Below are 18,027 nucleotides of genomic sequence, written 5' to 3' on the forward strand. Positions count from 1 at the left end.
TCGAAGGCTCGATGCCCCGAGGGCGCGCTCATAGGCCCGGTCCCTGAGCCGGTCGAGGGGCCGATCCCTGAGCCGCTCGAAGGGCTCGCTCGAAACGCGGGCGCTCGTACAGGCAGGTTCGTGCAGTACCGGCACGCTCGCTCAGAAGGGCGCCGGCTCGGGACTCGGCGTGAAGACCGGCACCCGGCGTTCGGGCTCGACGACGTATCTTCGGCCCGCCGGGGAGATCCATTCGATGGCGCCGCCGCTGTCGGGGATCTGCGTGACCCGCCACCCGCCGTGATGCTTCACGGTATGATGGCCCGTGCAGAACGGCGCGTGGTTCTCCAGGCTCGTGCACCCGCCGTCGATCCACGCCACATTGTGGTCGATCTCGCAGCGAGAGGCGGGGACGCCGCATCCGGGTGCCATGCACCGATCGGAACGCCACTTCACGAGCCTACGCAGCGCCGCCGGCGGCCGATACTGCGTGCGCCCCACGGAGAGGACCATGCCGGTCTCGGGGTGGGTGAGAACCCGCATCCACTCACGGGCGCCGCCGCAGAGCTCGCGCGCCTTGTCGATGGGGATCGGTCCGAACCCTTCGACCATCGGCGGGTCTCCGGCGGCATCGTCGTCGAGGAGGGAGAGCACCGGGACGGTGACGACGACCGTCGCGCGGATGCCGCGCACCTGCTCGGGGTGCACGGTCGTGCTGCCGTCGACGAGAAGGTCGCAGGCCACGTCGGCCCGAAGCTGGTCGAGGGTGCGCGTCTCGTCCTCGGCCTCGCCGATGGCACGGGCCATCGCGGTGACCCGCCCGTGCATCGCGCGCAGCTCGACCTCCGGACCATGGATCTCCAGCGTCGCCATGCCGTCGCGCTGCGGCACGAGATCCACACGGCGCCCTTCCAGTGCAGCCGCGTGACGCTCGGCCGCACTGTCGGCGCAGGCCGCCTCGATGAGCTTCTTCAGCGCTCGCCGAAAGCTTCCGACGGGGAGATCCTCTGCGAGATCCACGGCACGACCGACGAGCGGCCTGCGGACCTCTTCCGGTGCCTCGGAGAGCAGTTTCACCATGATCTTGGCGTGCTGCTCGGTGATTCGACCGTGCGTGAGGGAGATGAGCGCGGCGGGATACTCCTCCACCAGCGTCACGGCGACGTACAGCAGCTCCTCTGCCGCGTACTCGGTGATGCGCAGTGCAGAGGCGACCTCCAGACGGAGGCTGCGCTCCATCACGTCGCGCGTGGACCTTCCGCCCGGCCCGACATGCGACAGCATCTCGGCGTGCAGCCGCTGGATCGAACGGAAGCGTTCGGCGGCGAGCATCGCCATCTCATTCGAGAGCAGGACCGCATCGTCGAGCGCTTCGGACAACCCCGGGCCGGCCCACGGGAATGGCGCCGGCACACCGGGCAGATCGCCGGCGCGGTGCTCGTCGCGTGGAGTGGAGTACATGATTCAAGATTAGTATATATCTTCGATCTTATGCAAGCATTTTCGAAGCATTCTTCGCACATTTCCCGGAGAAATCGAACGCCTCTTAGAGCCGGCGAAGGGACCCCGGATACCGCGCTCGATAGGCTCTCGTCATGGCGAGAAGCAGCGGTGCCTGATGGCGATGCACTCACCGCTCCCGCCGCGCGACGGAGTGGGCGCCACGCGCCTGCGCGTGCCGAGGACGGGTCCGTGGGAGACGATCGCCGACTACGTCGTCTCGCGCTTCGGGCACGTCGACCCCGACACCCTGCGCGCCCGCTTCGAGCGCGGCGAGGTCGTGGGTCGCGACGGGGCGGCTCTCAGCATCCGATCGCCCCTCGGCGCCGCCGACTTCATCTGGTACTACCGCGAGCCTCCGGTCGAACGCGAGATCCCCTTCGACATCGAGATCCTGCACCAGGACGACGACCTCGTCGTGATCGACAAGCCGCACTTCCTGCCGACGACCCCGTCGGGGAGGTTCCTGCAGAACTCCGCCCTCGTGCGACTGCGCAACCGGCTGGACAACCCCGATCTCACGCCGATCCACCGGCTGGACCGGCACACTGCCGGTCTCGTCATGTTCTCCGCGCGCCCGCAGACCCGCGGCGCCTACCAGACTCTGTTCGAGCGGCGCGAGGTGGAGAAGGAGTATGAGGCGATCTCCCACCCGCCGACCGAGGCGCCGGAGTTCCCCCTCACCGTCCGCTCGCACATCCGCAAGGAGCGCGGCGTGCTGCGCGTGCAGGAGATCCCGGATGCCGCCCCCAACGCCGAGACGGTCATCGAACTGATCTCGGCGGACGCACGGATGCTGCGCACACGCCTGCGACCGCACACCGGTCAGATGCACCAGCTGCGGGTGCACCTCGCCTCGATCGGCGCCGGCATCCGGAACGACCCCTTCTACCCGGAACTGCTGCCCGAGGCGCCCGACGACTTCACGAAACCGCTGCAACTGCTCGCGCGCGAACTGCGCTTCGTCGACCCGCTCAGCGGCGACCAGCGCGTGTTCACCACGCGGCTGGACCTCAGCGGCGCATGACCTTGCGCGCCAGCCGCATCCCGAGCGTCTGAACGAGGTGCACGAACACCACGATGAGGACGATCGCAGCCCACATGACGACCGGGTTGAACTGCCGGTGGCCGTACACGAGCGCGAAGGCGCCGAGACCGCCGGCGCCGAGGGCACCGGCCATCGCGGTCATGTCGATGATCGCCACGACGACGAAGGTGTAGCCGAGGATGAGCGGGCCGAGCGCCTCCGGCACGACGATGGTCAGCAGGATCCGCCATGGCCCCGCGCCCATGGACCGGGCCGCTTCGATCACGCCGGCCGAGACGCCGACGAGGTGCTGCTCGACGATGCGACCGATCGCGAAGGCCGTGCCCAGCGACAGCGCGACGATCGCCGCGTTCGGGCCGATGCCGGTGCCCACGATCACCCGTGAGAGCGGGGCGACGACCGCGATGAGGATCACGAAGGGGATCGGCCGGAAGAAGTTGACGATCACGTTGAGCGCCGCGTACACGACGCGGTGGGGCAGGAGGCCGCCTGCGCGGCTGACGTACAGTCCGAGGCCGATGATGCCGCCGAGCAGACCGCCGAAGACCAGCGTGAGCGCGGCCATGTAGAGCGTCTCCGCCGCGGCGATCCAGAACTCCGGCATGAGTTCGATGAGGCGATCCATCAGCGCACCCCCTCTCCGGAGATGTCGGTCACTTCGACATGGGTGCCGATCTGCACCAGGGCCGCGTCGATCGCGGCATCCGTTCCCCGGATGGCCAGGGTCAGATGCCCGAACGCGCGGCCGCGGATGTCGTTGATGCCGCCGTAGATCAGCTCGAACTCCAGACCCGCCGCGGCGAGGTCGAGGAACACCGCGGCCTGGGAGGAGTCGCCGTCGCGGAACGAGAAGGTGACGATCCGACCGGCATGGCGCTCTCGCAGCACCGCCAGCTCCGCCGGCGAGGGGATGCCCTTGACGACCGTGCCGACGAAGCGCTGCGAGGCCGGATGCTGCGGTGCGGAGAAGACCTCGAAGACCTCGCCCTGCTCGATCACGCGCCCGCCGTCCATGACCGCGACCTTGGTCGCGAGGGTCTGGATGACATCCATCTCATGGGTGATGACGACCATCGTCACGCCCTGCTCCTCGTTGACGCGCCGCAGGAGCGAGAGCACCTCGTGCGTGGTCTCGGGATCCAGGGCGCTCGTGGCCTCGTCGGCGAGGAGGATGGAGGGGCGCGTGGCGAGCGCGCGGGCGATGCCGACACGCTGCTTCTGGCCTCCCGAGAGCTGCTCGGGGTAGGCGCGCGCCTTGTCGCTGAGGCCGACGAAGGCGAGAAGTTCCGCCACCCGGGCGTCGATGTCGGCCTTGGACCATCCGGCGAGCTTGAGGGGTAGGCGATGTTCGCCCGCACGGACTTGGCGGCGAAGAGGTTGAACTGCTGGAAGATCATGCCGATGCCGCTGCGCACACGACGCAGCTCGCTCTCGGAGAGGGCGGTGATCTCCTTCCCGTCGACGGTGATCGACCCGGAGGTGGCGGGCTCGAGCGCGTTGATCAGACGCACGAGGGTGGACTTGCCCGCACCCGAGTATCCGATGATGCCGAAGACGTCCCCTTGTCGATGCGGAGGGTGACGTCGTCGACGGCGACCACATCGGTGCCGGGCGACCCTGTGGCCGGGTAGGCCTTGGAGACGTTCTCGAGGGTGACGATGGGCATATGTGCTCCGGTAGGGGAAAACGGGAGAATCGGGCGACGCACATACGGCGTCGCCCGATTCTGTCAGATGTGTCGGATGCTACTGAGCGGCGATGTCGGCCTGCACCTTGGCGAGCGAGGCGACGAGCTCATCCACCGGCGTCTGCAGCAGCTGCGCGGTGTTGCCCGAGGAGGCCTGGAGTCCCTCCTGCACGGCGGGCGTGTTCTGGAAGATCTCGACGAGCTTCAGGTAGGTGGGGTTGTCGGCATCCGCCGCGCGCGCCGCGAAGATGTTCACGTACGGCAGGGCGTTGGGATCGCTCGGGTCGTCCTGGGCGATGGCGTCTTCGAAGGAGAGCCCGGCGTTCTCGACGAAGTCGTTGTTCAGGATCGACGCCGCGACATCGGGGAGCGAGGTGGCGAGGATCGCCGCCTCCAGCGCCGTGACGTTCACGCGCGAAGCCGCCTGGTCGACGTCGGCGAGGTCGGAGAAGATCGTGCCGCCGCTCTTGAGCTCGATGAGGCCGGCCGACTGCAGCACGAGCAGAGCGCGCGCCTGGTTGGAGGCGTCATCCGGCACGGCGACGGTCTCGCCGTCGGGGATCTCTTCGACCGAGTCGTACTTGATCGAGTAGAGGCCGAGCGGGTAGATCGCCGTGGAGCCGATCGGGGTGAGGTCCTCACCGGAGGCCTCGTTGTACTGAGCGAGGTAGACGATGTGCTGGAACTGGTTGAGATCCAGGTCACCCGCTGTCAGAGCGGGGTTGGGCTGCTCGTAGGAGGAGAAGTCGACGAGGTCGACCGTGATGCCCTCGGCCGCCGCCGCATCGACGAAGGCCGTCCACTGCTCGTCGGACTTGCCGACGACGCCGATCGAGACGGTCTCGGTCGGTCCTCCCGGCTCGGTCGACGACTCGGGCGCTTGGCTCTCGGAGCCGGGCGAGCACGCGGCGAGCGCGATCGCGAGCGGGACGGCGGTCAGGGCCGCGAGGATGGTGCGTGTGCGACGGGACATGTGATGTGTTTCCTCTCGTGGGGGACCTGGATACGTTAGGCACCCCATCCCCTGCGTCCGAATCGACTCGTCACACTGTTACGGACCGCACGATCGGCCATGCCGATCAGCGATGATCCGGACTCCGCTCCGCGCGCGGTCCGACGGCGCGCAGAGCACCGAGGATCGCGACGAGGTCGACGACCTCCTGGAGCCAGGCCCCACCAATGCAGGCAGGAACCCGAACGCCGCGACGAGCATGAGAGCCACGCTGATGATGATGCCGAGCCAGATGCTCTGCAGCGCGATCCGCACCGTGTCCTTCCCCACGCGCACCGCCAGCGGAAGGGAGGCGAGGGTGTCGTACCGGTTCACGATGTCGGCGGACTCGCTCGCGGCGGTCGCGCCCCGGGCTCCCATCGCGAAGCCGATGTCGGCGGCGGCGAGCACGGGGGCGTCGTTGAGACCGTCGCCGACCATGATGAGCGGTCGGGGCTGCACGGCGCTCACGATACGCACCTTGTCGGAGGGACGGCACTCGGCGTGCACCTCGTCGATGCCGAGGCGCGCGGCGATCGGTTCGGCGGTGGCCGCCACGTCGCCGGTGACCATGAGCGTGCGTTCGATCCCGAGCAGCCGCAGATCGTGGAGCGCCTGACCGGCTTCGCCCCGTGCCTGGTCGCGCATCACGATCGCGCCCGCGAAGCGGCCGTCGACGGCGACATAGATCGCCAGTTCTCCGGGTTCCAACGGGGCCGGCGCGAGCGTCGGAGCGAACTCGCGGAGCCAGGAGGGCTTGCCCACCCGCACCGTCACGACCGCAGCCGTCGCGTCGGACGCGAACTGCGCGGCGACGCCGTTGGTGGCGATCTCTTCGGCTTCGCGCGCTTCCAGCAGCGCATACCCCTGCTGCTTGGCCGCCGCGACGACGGACTTCGCCAGGACATGGGAAGAGTACACCTCCGCCGACGCGGCGAACTGGAGCACGCTCTTCTCGTCGAAACCGGGCGCGGCGACGATGCGATCGAGCACGGGCCGCCCGGTCGTGATGGTACCGGTCTTGTCGAACGCGGCGGAGCGCACCCGTGAGAGCTGTTCGAGCGTGCCGCCGCCCTTCACGATGAGCCCGTGGCGCGCTGCCCGGCTCATGCCGCCGAGGAACGCCACCGGCGCCGCGATCAGCAGGGGGCACGGTGTCGCGACGACCAGCACCTCGGCGAACCTGACCGCGTCTCCGCTGACCGCCCACGCCACGCCCGCGATGAGGAGCGAGAGCACGGTGAACGGCACGGCGTAGCGGTCGGCGAGGCGCACGACCTTCGCCTTGCTGCCCGCCGCCTGCTCGACCAGGCGCACGATCTGCTGGTACTCGCTGTCCGAGGCGAGCGCGACGGCCCGCATAGTCACCGCCGACGCACCGTTCACCGCGCCGCTGGAGACGCGCTCGCCCGCGACGCGTTCGACCGGCAGGCTCTCGCCCGTGAGCGAGGACTCGTCGAGCACGGCGTGCTCCGACACGAGCACCGCGTCCACGGGCACGAGCGCGCCGGGTCGCACGAGCAGCAGATCGCCGACCTCGACGGCGTCGACCGGCACATCCTCGGTGACCGTCTCGGCGATCGAGCCGCCCGCGGGACGGTGTCGCGCAGCAGCCGGGTCGCCTGCTGCGGGGCTTTGCGCAGCAGCGCGGTGAGCTCTCGCTTGGAGCGGTGCTCGGCGTAGTCTTCGAGCGCGGCCCGCCGGTGAGCATCAGCACGACCACGAGCGCGGCCCACGGCTCACCGACGAGGACCGCCGCCGTGATCGCGGTGACCGCCAGGATGTCGAGCCCGGCGTGGCCTCGGATGAGCTGGCGGATCATGCCGACGGCCTCCCAGGCGGCGATCACCAGCGCATAGACGCCGACGAGCCACGGGGCGATGCCGCGCGCGGGGGTCGCGAGCAGGACGAGTCCGACCATCGCGACCAGCAGGGTCGCGAACACCAGCGGATACGTCCTGACTGCGGCCTGTAGTCGTCTCACCCTCACATCCTCCCAGAGCCCGGGCGTCGGCACAGGGAGAGCTCGCGTCGGAGGACCGATCCTCGCGAGAGGAGGACGCCTGCGCGTCGCGCTCAGGCCTCCAGTGCGGAGGAGAGCTCGAGCCAGTGGTCCTCGAGGGCGACGATCTCCGCCTCGACGGCGGCGATCTCCTTCATGATCGCCGCCAGTCCCGCATAGTCGGATTGGTCGTGCTCGACGAGGGCGTGCTTGCGCGCGTCGACGTCGGCGGCGAGTCTGGCGATCTTGCGCTCGACGGCGGCCAGATCCTTCTCGGCGACCCGGCGAGCGGCGCCGTCGAGGGCGGGAGGAGCGGATGCCGCATCCGATGTCGGCGCCGCGGGGGCCTTCGACGCGCTCGAGGCCCGGCCGGCATCCGACTTCTGCTGCGCGGCGCGCAGGCGCAGGTACTCGTCGACCCCGCCCGGGAGATGTCGCAGGCTTCCGCCGAGGATCGCGTATTGCTGGTCGGTCACGCGCTCCAGGAAGTACCGGTCGTGCGAGACGACCAGGAGCGTGCCCGACCAGGAGTCGAGGAGATCCTCGATCGCGGCGAGCATGTCGGTGTCCATGTCGTTGGTGGGCTCGTCGAGGATGAGGACGTTCGGCTGGTCCAGGAGCACGAGCAGCAGCTGCAGCCGGCGCTGCTGACCGCCGGAGAGGTCTTTGACGGGGGTCGAGAGCTGCGCCGAGCTGAAGCCGAGGCGCTCGAGAAGCTGGCCGGGGGTGAGCTCGGTCGCCTTGGAGCCCGTCCCCAACGTGTACGAGGTGCGCAGGCGCCCGACGACCACGCGGACGGGGTCGTCCCAGACCTCGGTGAGCTCGTCCAGGCGCTGGGTGAGCGAGCGCACCCTCACCGTCTTGCCGTGCTTCACACGGCCCGAGGTCGGTGCGACGCTGCCGTCGATGAGCCCGAGGAGCGTCGACTTGCCGGCGCCGTTGACGCCCAGGATGCCGGTGCGCTCCCCCGGCGCGACGCGCCACTCGACGTCGCGCAGCACTTCGGTCGCTGAGCCGGTCGAAGCGTCGCCGTAGGAGACGCCCGCATCGACGAGGTCGACGACATCCTTCCCGAGCCGGGAGACGGCGAGCGACTGCAGCGCGACCCGGTCGCGGATCTCCGGCACATCGGCGATGAGCTCGTTGGCCGCATCGATCCGAAACTTGGGCTTCGAGGTGCGCGCCGGCGCCCCGCGGCGGAGCCACGCGAGCTCCTTGCGGGCGAGGTTCTGGCGCTTGGCCTCGGTCGCCGCCGCCATCCGGTCGCGCTCGACGCGCTGGAGGATGTACGCGGCGTACCCGCCCTCGAAGGGCTCGACGATCCGGTCGTGGACCTCCCAGGTGGCGTTGGCGACCTCATCGAGGAACCAGCGGTCGTGGGTGACGATGAGGAGCGCCCCGGCGTTCGGCGCCCAACGCTTCTTCAGGTGCGCGGCGAGCCAGGTGATCGCCTCGACGTCGAGATGGTTGGTCGGCTCGTCGAGGGCGATGACGTCCCAGTCGCCGGTGAGGAGTCTCGCGAGCGCCACCCGGCGACGCTGGCCGCCCGAGAGGTCGGCGACGGAGGCGTGCCAGTCCAGATCGCCGAGGAGCCCCTGGATGACGTCGCGGATGCGGGCATCCCCGCCCACTCGTGCTCGGGAGTGTCCCCACGACGGCCTGCGCGATCGTCAGCGCATCGTCGAGCGTGTCGGCCTGGTCGAGCACGCCGATCGTCGTGCCACTGCGGACCGTGACGCGTCCGGCATCCGGCTCCCTGCGGCCAGCGAGCATCGCCAGCAGACTCGACTTGCCGTCGCCGTTGCGACCGACGATGCCGATGCGGTCGCCTTCGGAGACGCCGAGGGTCACCGAGTCGAAGACGACCTTGGTGGGGTATTCGAGATGGAGGCCTTCGGCCCCGAGAAGATGTGCCATGTCCTTCTCAGCGTAGTCAGCCCGGCCGCTTTCGGCGTGCGTGCGGCCCCCGCTCGCCCCGTCTCAGACGGGGTCGTCCTCCAGTCGGAGGGAGGTCCAGCGCTCGATCGTGCGCCCCTGGCTGTCCTGGAAATCGGCCAGGGTGCTCTCCGGGTCGACCAGGAGGATCCGGTGCCCTCGTCCATGAGCTTCGTCGCGGTCTGCGCCGAGGTGCGGCGTGCCACCGGCAGCACCTCGTCGACGCGACTCATGTCGAAGACGACGAGATCGGTCGACGGCGGGTTCTCGATGATCTCGCGCACGAGCGACTCGATGCTGCTGAGCACGAGGTCGCCCTGGAGGACGTAGACGGTGGCCGGCTCGCCGTCGACGGTGGCCGCCCGGGTCTCCCGCAGCGAGGAGCGCGCGGGCCTGCCGCTCTCCATGAGATGCAGCCCGAGGTCTTCGGAGAGGTGCTGCATCATGGCGACGCCGCGCGCGCTGTTGCCGTGCGGGTCCAGGCGCGGGGAGAAGACCGCCACGCCGACCTGGCCGGGGAGAACGCCGATGATGCCGCCGGCGACGCCGCTCTTGGCAGGGATGCCCACGGTGGTCAGCCAGTCCCCCGCGGCGTCGTACATGCCGCACGTGGCCATGACGCCCAGCACCTGCCTGGTGGTCTCACGGCTGAAGACGCGTTCGCCCGTGTTCGGCTGGACGCCGGCGTTCGCGAGGGTCGCGGCCATGAGTGCGAGGTCGCGGACGCTGACGGATGCCGCGCACTGCCGGGTGTATCCGGTCACCGCCGCCCGCGGATCGCGCCCGAGCGCGCCCGAGGCGTGCAGCAGATAGGCGAGGCCGAGATTGCGGTCGCCGGTGGCGAGCTCGGAGGCGGCGACGGGCTCGTCGACCTCCACCGGCCGTTCCACGAGCCGCGAGAACAGATCGAGCATGCGATCGAGCGCGGGCGCCTCATCCTCCTTGAGGAGCGCATGGGTGGCGATCGCGCCGGCGTTGATCATCGGGTTGCGCGGCTTGCCGGTCTCGGGATCGAGGGAGAGCTCGTTGAAGGCCTCCCCGCTGGGCTCCACGCCGATGTGCTCGCGCACGGCCTCCAGCCCGTGATCCTCGATCGCCAGCGCGTAGGCGAAGGGCTTGGACATCGATTGGATGCTGAACCGGTGGTCGCAGCCGCCGCTGCCGTAGACCGTTCCGTTCACGGTGCACAGCGCCACGGCCACGCCGTCCGGGTCGGCTGCGGCCAGCTCCGGGATGTAATCGGCCAGAGCGCCGGAGTCGACGTGGGCGGTCTGCTCGACGATGGTGTCGAGATAGTCGAGGATCGGTGATCGCATGCGTTCTCCCTCAGGCGCTTCAGACAAGGCTCGCATGCGAACGAGAGCGACACCAGCTCGAGAGGACGCGGAACGGTGGCGTCGGCCGGGGCGCGCTGTACGCTGAGGCCGCGAGCTGCTTCCCCCCCTCGCTCCTTCCGCGTCCCGCCCTGCTGCAGGGCGCGATCGGCGGGGTCGCGTTCGCCGTCGGGTACCTCATCGGCGTCGCCGTCTGGGCGCTGCTGCGCCGACTCCTGCGCAGACGACTCCCCTCCCGTCGTCCGTGGCACGGCTGGTGGATCCTCTATGTCGTGCTCTGGATCGCGGCGATCGGCGTCTTGTCGGTACTGGCCCTCACCTGGCAGAACGAGGTGCGCCGGCTCGTCGAGATGCCTCCGCTGGAAGGCGTGGACATCTCGGCCTTCCTCCTGGCGTTCCTCCCGGTCGTCGCGATCCTCCTGTGCGCCGGAAAAGCGACATTCTGGCTCTTCCGCCGACTCCGCCGCATGGCGGGGACGGTCATCGGCGTCATCGGCTCGGCGACGGTCGTGACGGGCATCGTCGCCGGACTGGTGCTGGTCGTGATCGTGTCCGTCGACGAGATCTACCTGCAGCGCAACGCGCTGCCGGACGCCGCCGTCCGGGAGCCGGCGTCGGAAGCGCGCTCAGCCGGACCCGACTCTCCGGTCGCCTGGGAGACGCTCGGCCGACACGGCGCCGCTTTCGTCGGAGGCGGCCCGACGGCATCCCAGATCGCCGACCTCACCGGCGGGCCGGCGATCGAGCCGATCCGGGTGTATGCCGGACTGGAGTCCGCACCGACGATCCAGGAGCGCGCGCGACTGGTCGTGGCGGAGCTCGAACGTACCGGAGCCTTCGAACGCGATGTCCTGGTCGTCGCCACGACGACCGGTTCGGGATGGCTGGAGCCGCAGGCGATCGACGCCGTCGAGTACCTGCACGACGGCAACACCGCGATCGCCGCCATGCAGTATGCGTACACGCCGAGCTGGGTCTCGTTCCTCTTCGACCCCGACGCCCCCGTCGCGGCTGCGCGCGTGCTGTTCGAGGCCGTCGAGGAGACGTGGCAACGTCTTCCCGCGGACAGTCGACCACTCCTGGTGCTCTACGGGCTCAGTCTGGGCGCGCATGGCGGCCAGGCCGTCTTCGCCGACCTTGACGATCTGCGTGCGCGCGCCGATGGTGCCCTCTTCGTCGGCAGCCCCCACAGCTCCGAGCTCTGGCAAGAACTGCAGACCCGGCGCGATGCGGGCAGCCCTGTCTGGCAGCCCGTGCTCGACGAAGGCCGGGAGGTGCGCTGGATCTCCCGCGCAGGGGACGAGCGGCTGCTTCCGGGCCATGGGATGCTCCGCGCGTGCTCTATCTGCAGCATGCGACCGATCCGGTGACCTGGCTCTCACCGGAACTGCTCTTCCAGGCGCCGGAGTGGCTCGAGCCCGACGAACGCGGCCCGGACGTGAGTCCGGCGATGCGATGGATCCCGATCGTGACGGCGATGCAGGTCGCCGTCGACATGCTCGGCGGCGAGGCGGTGCCTGCGCGGCACGGCCATAACTTCGGCGACGTGGCGGTCATCGGCTGGCAGCAGATCACCGGTGAGGCCGGACTCGACGCCGTGGCCGTCGCGCGCATCCAGGCCGAGATCGAGTCCTACGCGCCGATCCTTCCGCACCAGGAGTAGCGGAGGCTCAGCGGATCGCGTCATCGGGGTGTTCTCCGTCACCACGCTCGGCATCGTCATCATCAGCCGCGCCACGGGCTGCACGCTCGTCGCCTCGGGACGCGGCGGCGGGCTCCCCCGCACCGCGACCCGCTATCCCGACACGATGCGCGCGCCCGGCACCGGGCCGTGCACCTGCACCGCGGAGACACCGGATGCCGCCAGCTCCGTCCGCACATGCCCGGCGCTCTCGGGTGTCGCACACAGGAACGCGATCGTCGGGCCCGAACCGGAAACGAGTCCGCGGAGCGCTCCGGCCTGCACGCCCAGGGTGAGCGTCTGCTCCAGAGCAGGACGTTCACGGAGGGCGGCCACCTGGAGGTCGTTGTGGATCGTCGCCGCGAGGTCGCCCGGATCCCCGAACGCAGAGCGTGCAGCACTCCCATCGGCACGTCCAGCGACAGCGGCGGATCGTCGGCGAGCGCGCCGTGCTCGGCACGGTACTCGTCGAGGCGCTGGTAGATCAGCGGCGTCGACAGCCCTTCGTCGTCGAACACGAGCACCCACTCGAAGCGCCCCTTCGCGAGCGCCGGGTTGAGCCGGTCCCCGCGCCCCGTGCCGACCGCCGTCCCGCCGTGCAGCGCGAAGGGCACATCCGCGCCCAGGCGCGCCGCCAGCTCATGCAGCTGCGCCGTCGTGAAGCCGGTCTCCCACAGGGCGTCGCAGGCGACGAGGCGGCGGCGGCATCCGCCGATCCCCCGCCCATGCCGCCGGCGACCGGAACGGATTTGTGGATCTCCAGGTGCACACCGCCGCGATAGTCCGCGGCCGCCGCGAGGAGCTTAGCCGCCCGGACGGCGAGGTTGCGGTCGTCGGTGGGGACGGCATCCGCCTCCTCCCCGATCGTCGTCACCGAGAACTCGTCGGAGAGCTCCGCGTAGACGTCCTCGTAGAGCGACACCGCCTGGAAGACCGTCGCCAAGGCGTGGTAGCCGTCGTCGTGGCTTCCGCCGACGCCCAGGTAGACGTTGACCTTGCCGGGCGCGCGCACATGCACCGCGGTGCTCTGCGGGGCGATGCTCATGCGCCGGCCTCTCCCTGGCTCACAAGTCTGAGGACTCGGCCCAGAGGTTCACCCGCACCGTGCCGGCGACCGCATCGATGCGGGCGAGCTCATCGTCGGTGAGCGGCGGAGCCGTGACGGCGGCGACGTTCTCGTCGAGCTGCGAGACGCGCGAGGCGCCGATGAGCGCCGAGGCGACCACCGGGTCGCGCAGGGTCCACTGGATCGCGAGCTGCGCGAGGGTCTGACCGCGCTCCTGCGCGATCCCGTTGAGGGTGCGGAGCGTGTGCAGTCCCTCCTCGGTGAGCGGCCTGTCCGGCAGCGAGCTGCGTTTCTGGGCGCGCTCGGCCGGGGCACCGGCGAGGTACTTGTCGGTCAGCAGTCCCTGCGCGAGGGGCGTGAAGGCGATCGCGCCCATGCCGGCCGTGCGCAGCTCGTCGGTGAGGCCGTCCTCGACCCAGCGGTTGAGCATCGAATAGGCGGGCTGATGGATGACCAGCGGCGTGCCGAGCTCCTTCGCGACCGCGACGGCCGCGGCCGTGCGCTCGGCACTGTAGGAGGAGATGCCGACGTAGAGGGCCTTGCCCTGCCGCACGAGCGTGTCGAGCGCGCCGACGGTCTCCTCGATCGGGGTGACCGGGTCGACCCGGTGCGAGTAGAAGATGTCGACGTAGTCCAGACCCATGCGGGTCAGGGACTGCTCGGCGCTCGCGAGGATGTACTTGCGGCTGGCCAGGTCGCCGTAAGGGCCTGGCCACATGTCCCAGCCGGCCTTGGACGAGATGATGAGCTCGTCGCGGTAGGGGCGGAAGTCCTCCGCGAAGATGCGGCCGAAGTTCTTCTCGGCCGAGCCGTAGGGCGGGCCGTAGTTGTTCGCCAGGTCGAAGTGCGTGATGCCCCGGTCGAAGGCATGGCGCAGCAGTGCACGCTGGTTGTCCAGCGGGATGTTGTCGCCGAAGTTCCACCACAGCCCCAGCGAGAGCGGCGGCAGGTACAGGCCGGACGAGCCCACCTGCCGATACGCGAACTGCTGGTAGCGGTCGTCGGCGGCCGTGTACGGCCGGTGGATGTCCGTGACGTCGGGGCGGAAGCGGGGCGAGTCGTTCACGGCTCCAGGCTAGCGCGCTCTCCTCGGCTCGGTGCGGAGGGGCATGGCCGAGAAGCCGCCTAGAATTCCGGGTATGCGACGTCTCCCGCTCACCGCCGCTGTCCTCACCGCCGCGCTCGTGCTCACCGGATGCGGATCGTCCACGACGATCGACGACATCGACCCCTCGCCGACGCCCTCGGTCGAATCACCGCAGCCGACGACCTCCGAGGAGTCGTCGCCGGAGACCATCACGGTTCCGGAATGCGAAGGGATCGTGTTCGAGGAGGACGCGGCCATCGCCGGAGACGACCTCTCGGCGTGCGTCATCGGCTTCTCCGTCGCCGCCGCGAGCGGGAGGATGAACGTGATCGGCGATGGGCTCCAGGGAGCCGTCGAGTTCCTGTACGGCACCGAGCCGCAGGCCCACGTCGTCTCGCAGGCGCCGCCGTTCGAGCTCATCGTGACCGACGACGGCACCTGGCTCAGCAGCGCGGGCGGGTGGACCTCCGGAGAGGAGGCAGAGCGCATCGGGATGCTGTGGCGCGGCGTCGCCCAGCCCGCCGTCGCCTTCGCGATGCTGGCCGAATCCGACTACACGGTCACCGCCCACGAGACGATCGAGCACGTGGAGGGTGCGAAGGTGGCCTCCTGGCGGGTCACCGCCGACGGACCGATCAGCGTCGAGGGCGTCGTGGTCGAGTCCTTGGAGCTGTGGATCACCGGCGACCACGTGCCGGTCCGCCAGGAGTCGGTCGCCTCCTTCGCCGGGATCCGCACCTCCCTGGTGAACGAGTACTACGACTGGGGCGCCGACATCTCGATCGAGTCGCCCGCGGCGGGCTGACGCCGCCTCCTCGTCCTCGCGCGCCACCGCCGGATGCCGAGGCGTGCACGGCGGATGCCGCGACGGCCCGCATCGCGTGTGACCGCCACGAGCGCCAGGCCGAGGAGCAGGAGCGGGAAGGCGGAGGGCGAGAGCGCGAAGAGCACGACCCAGGCCTCCAGTGCGCCGAAGCCGACGAGGCCCGCGGCGGCGAAGTACATCCAGGTCGTCGCGCGCACGGTCGGCACGAAGACCAGCAGGTGCAGGCGGTAGCGGATGCGGGCGCGCGCCAGGCGCGCGAGGCGCAGCATCCGGGGTCGGTGAACAGGGTCGGGAAGACGATGTGAAGGCATGGCGGACTCCGGGTCGGACGGGGCGGGGACGCGAGGCGCTCGTCCCGTCGCCGAGGAGTCCGGCGGAGCCGGTTCAGTGCGAGAGGGTCGGGCGCGGCATCCGGAACCCGGGAGCGCGTGGGCCGCGGGCGCCGACGGGGGCGTCCTCGGCGCGGAGGACGGCCCGCCGCTCCCGGTGCCCGCGGGGTCGGCGGCCGGCAATCACCGGCGCCGGCGTCACCCCGACGCGGCGAGAGGCCACGCAGGCGGTGAGGAGAACGGCGGCGCCGAGCGCCGCGACCGCCAGGACGAGCGCGAACGCCAGGGGCATCGCGTGCAGTTCCATCCATACGCCGGTGGCGACGAGGACCGCGGTCTCGTCGAGCAGGCGCAGGAGAGTCATGGCGGCAGTCTATGCGCCGTCGCTGAACGTCCCCGCCGCGACCGCGACCCGCACGAAGTCGTCGATCGAGAGTTCCTCACCCCGGGCGGTGGGAGCGACGCCGGCGGATTCGAGCAGAGCGGATGCCGCGGCGGCCGTCCCACCGAGCACTCCGGCCAACGCCTGCCGCAGCATCTTGCGGCGCTGCTGGAAGGCGGCGTCGATGATCCGGAAGGTGCGCAGCCGCAACTCCTCGTCGCCGCGCGACTCGGCGTCGCGCTCGAAGGCGACGAGCACGCTGTCGACGTTCGGGACGGGCCAGAACACCTGGCGGGAGATCGTCCCGGCCAGCCGCCACGGGCCGTACCAGGCCGCCTTTGCGCTCGGCGCACCGTAGGTCTTCCTGCCGGGAGGGGCGGCCAGGCGCTCCCCCACCTCGGCCTGCACCATCACGACGCCGCGCTGGAGATGCGGGAAGGTCTCCATGAAGTGCAGGAGCACCGGGACGCTCACGTTGTACGGGAGGTTCGCGATCAGCACGGTCGGGTCGCCGGGAAGCTCACTCACACGGAGGGCGTCGGCATCGACGACCGTGAGCGCGGCATCCGGAACCCCATGATCACGCACCGTCTCGGGCAGTCGGGCCGCCAGGCGATGGTCGATCTCGACCGCCGTCACCGTGGCACCCGTCTCGAGGATCGCGAGCGTGAGCGACCCCAGGCCCGGACCGACCTCGACGACGTGCTCCCCGACTGGACCCGACCGGTCTGGACGATCTTGCGCACGGTGTTCGCATCGACGACGAAGTTCTGGCCGAGCTTCTTGGTCGGAGTGACATCGAGCTCGGATGCCAGCCGGCGGATCTCGGTCGCGCCGAGCAGAGTGACGGTCATCCTGCTATTCTCCCCACGCTTGTATGCTGATCCGATGCCCTCTCTCGGTGAACTCATCGCGCCGCGCCGGATGGGGTCGAACTTCCGCTGGCTGCTCGCCTCCTCTTGGACGAGCAACATCGGCGACGGGATCGCCCTCGCGGCCGCGCCCCTGCTGATCGCATCGATGACCTCGTCGCCGATCCTGGTCGCCTCCGGGGCGATCCTGCAGTTCCTGCCGTGGCTGCTGATCGGCCTGCACGCCGGCGCCATCGCCGACCGTTTCGACCGACGCAGGCTCATCATGGCCGCCAACGCCGCGCGGGCACTGGTCGTCACGGCACTCATCGTCTTCCTCGTCACCGGGCTCGCGAACATCTGGATCGTGCTGGCGGTGGCGTTCCTCTACGGCGTCGCGGAGGTCTTCGTCGACACCGCCGGCAGCGCCATGCTGCCCATGATCGTGAAGCCCGTGGACCTGGGCACCGGGAACGCCAGGCTGCAGGCCGGCTACCTCGTCGCGAACCAGTTCGCCGGTCCGCCGCTGGGTGCCTTCCTCTTCGCTGCCGGAAGCGCGTGGCCGTTCCTCGCGCAGGGGCTGTGCGTCGTGCTCGCGATCGTGCTGATCTCTCGGCTCGCCCTCACCCCGCTGCCTCCCGCGACGCCGAGGCGCGCACGCCCGTGCACACCGACATCGCCGAAGGGCTGCGCTGGCTGTGGAAGAACCCGCCCGTGCGCACGCTCGTGATGATCATCCTCGTCTTCAACATCACCTGGGCCGCGCCCTGGGGCGTGCTCGTCCTCTACGCCACCGAGCACCTGGGGATGGGTCCGGTCGGCTTCGGAGCACTCACGACCGCCTCCGCCCTCGGCGGCATGCTCGCAGTGCTGAGCTTCGGCCGGCTCGAGCGCCGCATCTCGTACTCGACGCTCATGCGGACCGTCCTGTCGCTCGAGGTGCTCATGCACCTGGCCTTCGCGCTGACGACCACGGGCTGGGTGGCGCTCGTCATCATGTTCGTGTTCGGCTTCTATGCGTTCATCTGGGGAACCATCTCGACGACCGTGCGACAGCGGCTCGTGCCCCAGGAACTGCAGGGCCGGGTGGCGTCGGTGAACATGGTCGGCGTCTTCGGCGGCATGGTCATCGGCCAGGCGCTCGGCGGCGTCATCGCGCAGGTGTGGGGGCTCACCGGGCCGTGGTGGTTCGCGTTCGTCGGCTCGGCGCTCACGCTCCTGTTCGTCTGGCGGCCGATCTCGCACATCGTGAGCGCGAAGCCGGCGATCGACGAATCGGATGCCGGAGAAGAATAGCCCTTGCCGCCATCTGCAGGAGCACTGGCCCCG

At 70.1% G+C, this 18,027-nt stretch carries 13 protein-coding genes and 5 pseudogenes; 6 read left to right on the forward strand and 12 right to left on the reverse strand.

The features are described 5' to 3' along the window. Positions 1-141 precede the first annotated feature (141 nt). On the reverse strand, positions 142-1,440 hold the full coding sequence (locus KAE78_RS01740; protein ID WP_223171498.1) for an HNH endonuclease signature motif containing protein: 1,299 nt from the start codon (positions 1,438-1,440) through the stop codon (positions 142-144). A gap of 157 nt (positions 1,441-1,597) precedes the next feature. On the opposite strand from KAE78_RS01740, the gene KAE78_RS01745 reads away from it, so the two are divergent. After that, a complete protein-coding gene (locus KAE78_RS01745) occupies positions 1,598-2,506 on the forward strand; it encodes a pseudouridine synthase (RefSeq protein ID WP_223171499.1) in 909 nt (302 codons plus the stop codon). On the opposite strand, the gene KAE78_RS01750 is transcribed toward KAE78_RS01745, so the two are convergent. The 4 genes and pseudogenes from KAE78_RS01750 to KAE78_RS01765 form a co-directional block, all read right to left on the reverse strand. Then, complete coding sequence (locus tag KAE78_RS01750) at positions 2,493-3,152, reverse strand: methionine ABC transporter permease (RefSeq protein WP_223171500.1); 660 nt, start codon at positions 3,150-3,152, stop codon at positions 2,493-2,495. The two genes, KAE78_RS01745 and KAE78_RS01750, sit on opposite strands and share 14 nt — an antisense overlap. Beyond that, a pseudogene (locus KAE78_RS01755) lies at positions 3,152-4,193 on the reverse strand (methionine ABC transporter ATP-binding protein). The gene KAE78_RS01750 and the pseudogene KAE78_RS01755 overlap by 1 nt, the downstream one beginning before the upstream one ends. Before the next feature lie 79 nt (positions 4,194-4,272). Further along, entirely contained in the window at positions 4,273-5,187 is a 915-nt protein-coding gene (locus KAE78_RS01760; RefSeq protein ID WP_223171501.1) for a MetQ/NlpA family ABC transporter substrate-binding protein, read from the reverse strand. Between the two features lie 78 nt (positions 5,188-5,265). Further along, positions 5,266-6,762 (reverse strand): heavy metal translocating P-type ATPase, encoded by a 1,497-nt coding sequence (locus KAE78_RS01765; RefSeq protein WP_262927710.1) that lies wholly within the window; start codon positions 6,760-6,762, stop codon positions 5,266-5,268. A 146-nt stretch (positions 6,763-6,908) separates the two neighbouring features. Between KAE78_RS01765 and KAE78_RS01770 the strand changes: the two genes are divergently transcribed. After that, positions 6,909-7,064 (forward strand): hypothetical protein, encoded by a 156-nt coding sequence (locus KAE78_RS01770; RefSeq protein ID WP_223171503.1) that lies wholly within the window; start codon positions 6,909-6,911, stop codon positions 7,062-7,064. Positions 7,065-7,281: 217 nt separating this feature from the next. Here KAE78_RS01770 and KAE78_RS01775 read toward each other — a convergent pair. Then, positions 7,282-9,124: pseudogene (locus tag KAE78_RS01775) on the reverse strand (ABC-F family ATP-binding cassette domain-containing protein). Next, positions 9,055-10,458: a glutaminase A gene (glsA, locus tag KAE78_RS01780; RefSeq protein WP_223171507.1), complete on the reverse strand. Its 1,404-nt coding sequence runs from the start codon at positions 10,456-10,458 to the stop codon at positions 9,055-9,057. The pseudogene KAE78_RS01775 and the gene glsA overlap by 70 nt, the downstream one beginning before the upstream one ends. Here glsA and KAE78_RS01785 point away from each other — a divergent pair. Both KAE78_RS01785 and KAE78_RS17125 read left to right on the forward strand, forming a co-directional pair. Next, on the forward strand, positions 10,449-11,846 hold the full coding sequence (locus KAE78_RS01785; RefSeq protein WP_262927711.1) for an alpha/beta-hydrolase family protein: 1,398 nt from the start codon (positions 10,449-10,451) through the stop codon (positions 11,844-11,846). The two genes, glsA and KAE78_RS01785, sit on opposite strands and share 10 nt — an antisense overlap. Continuing rightward, positions 11,813-12,139 (forward strand): alpha/beta-hydrolase family protein, encoded by a 327-nt coding sequence (locus KAE78_RS17125; protein ID WP_262927712.1) that lies wholly within the window; start codon positions 11,813-11,815, stop codon positions 12,137-12,139. The genes KAE78_RS01785 and KAE78_RS17125 overlap by 34 nt, the downstream gene beginning before the upstream one ends. Positions 12,140-12,271: 132 nt before the next feature. Here KAE78_RS17125 and KAE78_RS01790 read toward each other — a convergent pair. Then, a pseudogene (locus KAE78_RS01790) lies at positions 12,272-13,202 on the reverse strand (4-(cytidine 5'-diphospho)-2-C-methyl-D-erythritol kinase). A 19-nt stretch (positions 13,203-13,221) separates the two neighbouring features. Further along, positions 13,222-14,289 (reverse strand): L-glyceraldehyde 3-phosphate reductase, encoded by a 1,068-nt coding sequence (gene mgrA / locus KAE78_RS01795; RefSeq protein WP_317451822.1) that lies wholly within the window; start codon positions 14,287-14,289, stop codon positions 13,222-13,224. Between the two features lie 43 nt (positions 14,290-14,332). Here mgrA and KAE78_RS01800 point away from each other — a divergent pair, with 43 nt between their 5' ends. Then, positions 14,333-15,115 (forward strand): hypothetical protein, encoded by a 783-nt coding sequence (locus KAE78_RS01800; protein ID WP_223171508.1) that lies wholly within the window; start codon positions 14,333-14,335, stop codon positions 15,113-15,115. Here KAE78_RS01800 and KAE78_RS01805 read toward each other — a convergent pair. From KAE78_RS01805 to rsmA, 3 genes and pseudogenes are all read right to left on the reverse strand, one after another. Next, complete coding sequence (locus KAE78_RS01805; protein WP_223171509.1) at positions 15,067-15,405, reverse strand: hypothetical protein; 339 nt, start codon at positions 15,403-15,405, stop codon at positions 15,067-15,069. The two genes, KAE78_RS01800 and KAE78_RS01805, sit on opposite strands and share 49 nt — an antisense overlap. A gap of 115 nt (positions 15,406-15,520) precedes the next feature. Next, complete coding sequence (locus tag KAE78_RS01810) at positions 15,521-15,829, reverse strand: hypothetical protein (RefSeq protein ID WP_223171511.1); 309 nt, start codon at positions 15,827-15,829, stop codon at positions 15,521-15,523. A 9-nt stretch (positions 15,830-15,838) separates the two neighbouring features. Continuing rightward, a pseudogene (gene rsmA, locus KAE78_RS01815) lies at positions 15,839-16,701 on the reverse strand (16S rRNA (adenine(1518)-N(6)/adenine(1519)-N(6))-dimethyltransferase RsmA). 34 nt (positions 16,702-16,735) lie between these two features. On the opposite strand from rsmA, the pseudogene KAE78_RS01820 reads away from it, so the two are divergent. Then, positions 16,736-17,994: pseudogene (locus tag KAE78_RS01820) on the forward strand (MFS transporter). Positions 17,995-18,027: the final 33 nt, after the last annotated feature.

Origin of the sequence: Microbacterium sp. NIBRBAC000506063, assembly GCF_017968845.1 — a bacterium.
GTDB lineage: Bacteria > Actinomycetota > Actinomycetes > Actinomycetales > Microbacteriaceae > Microbacterium.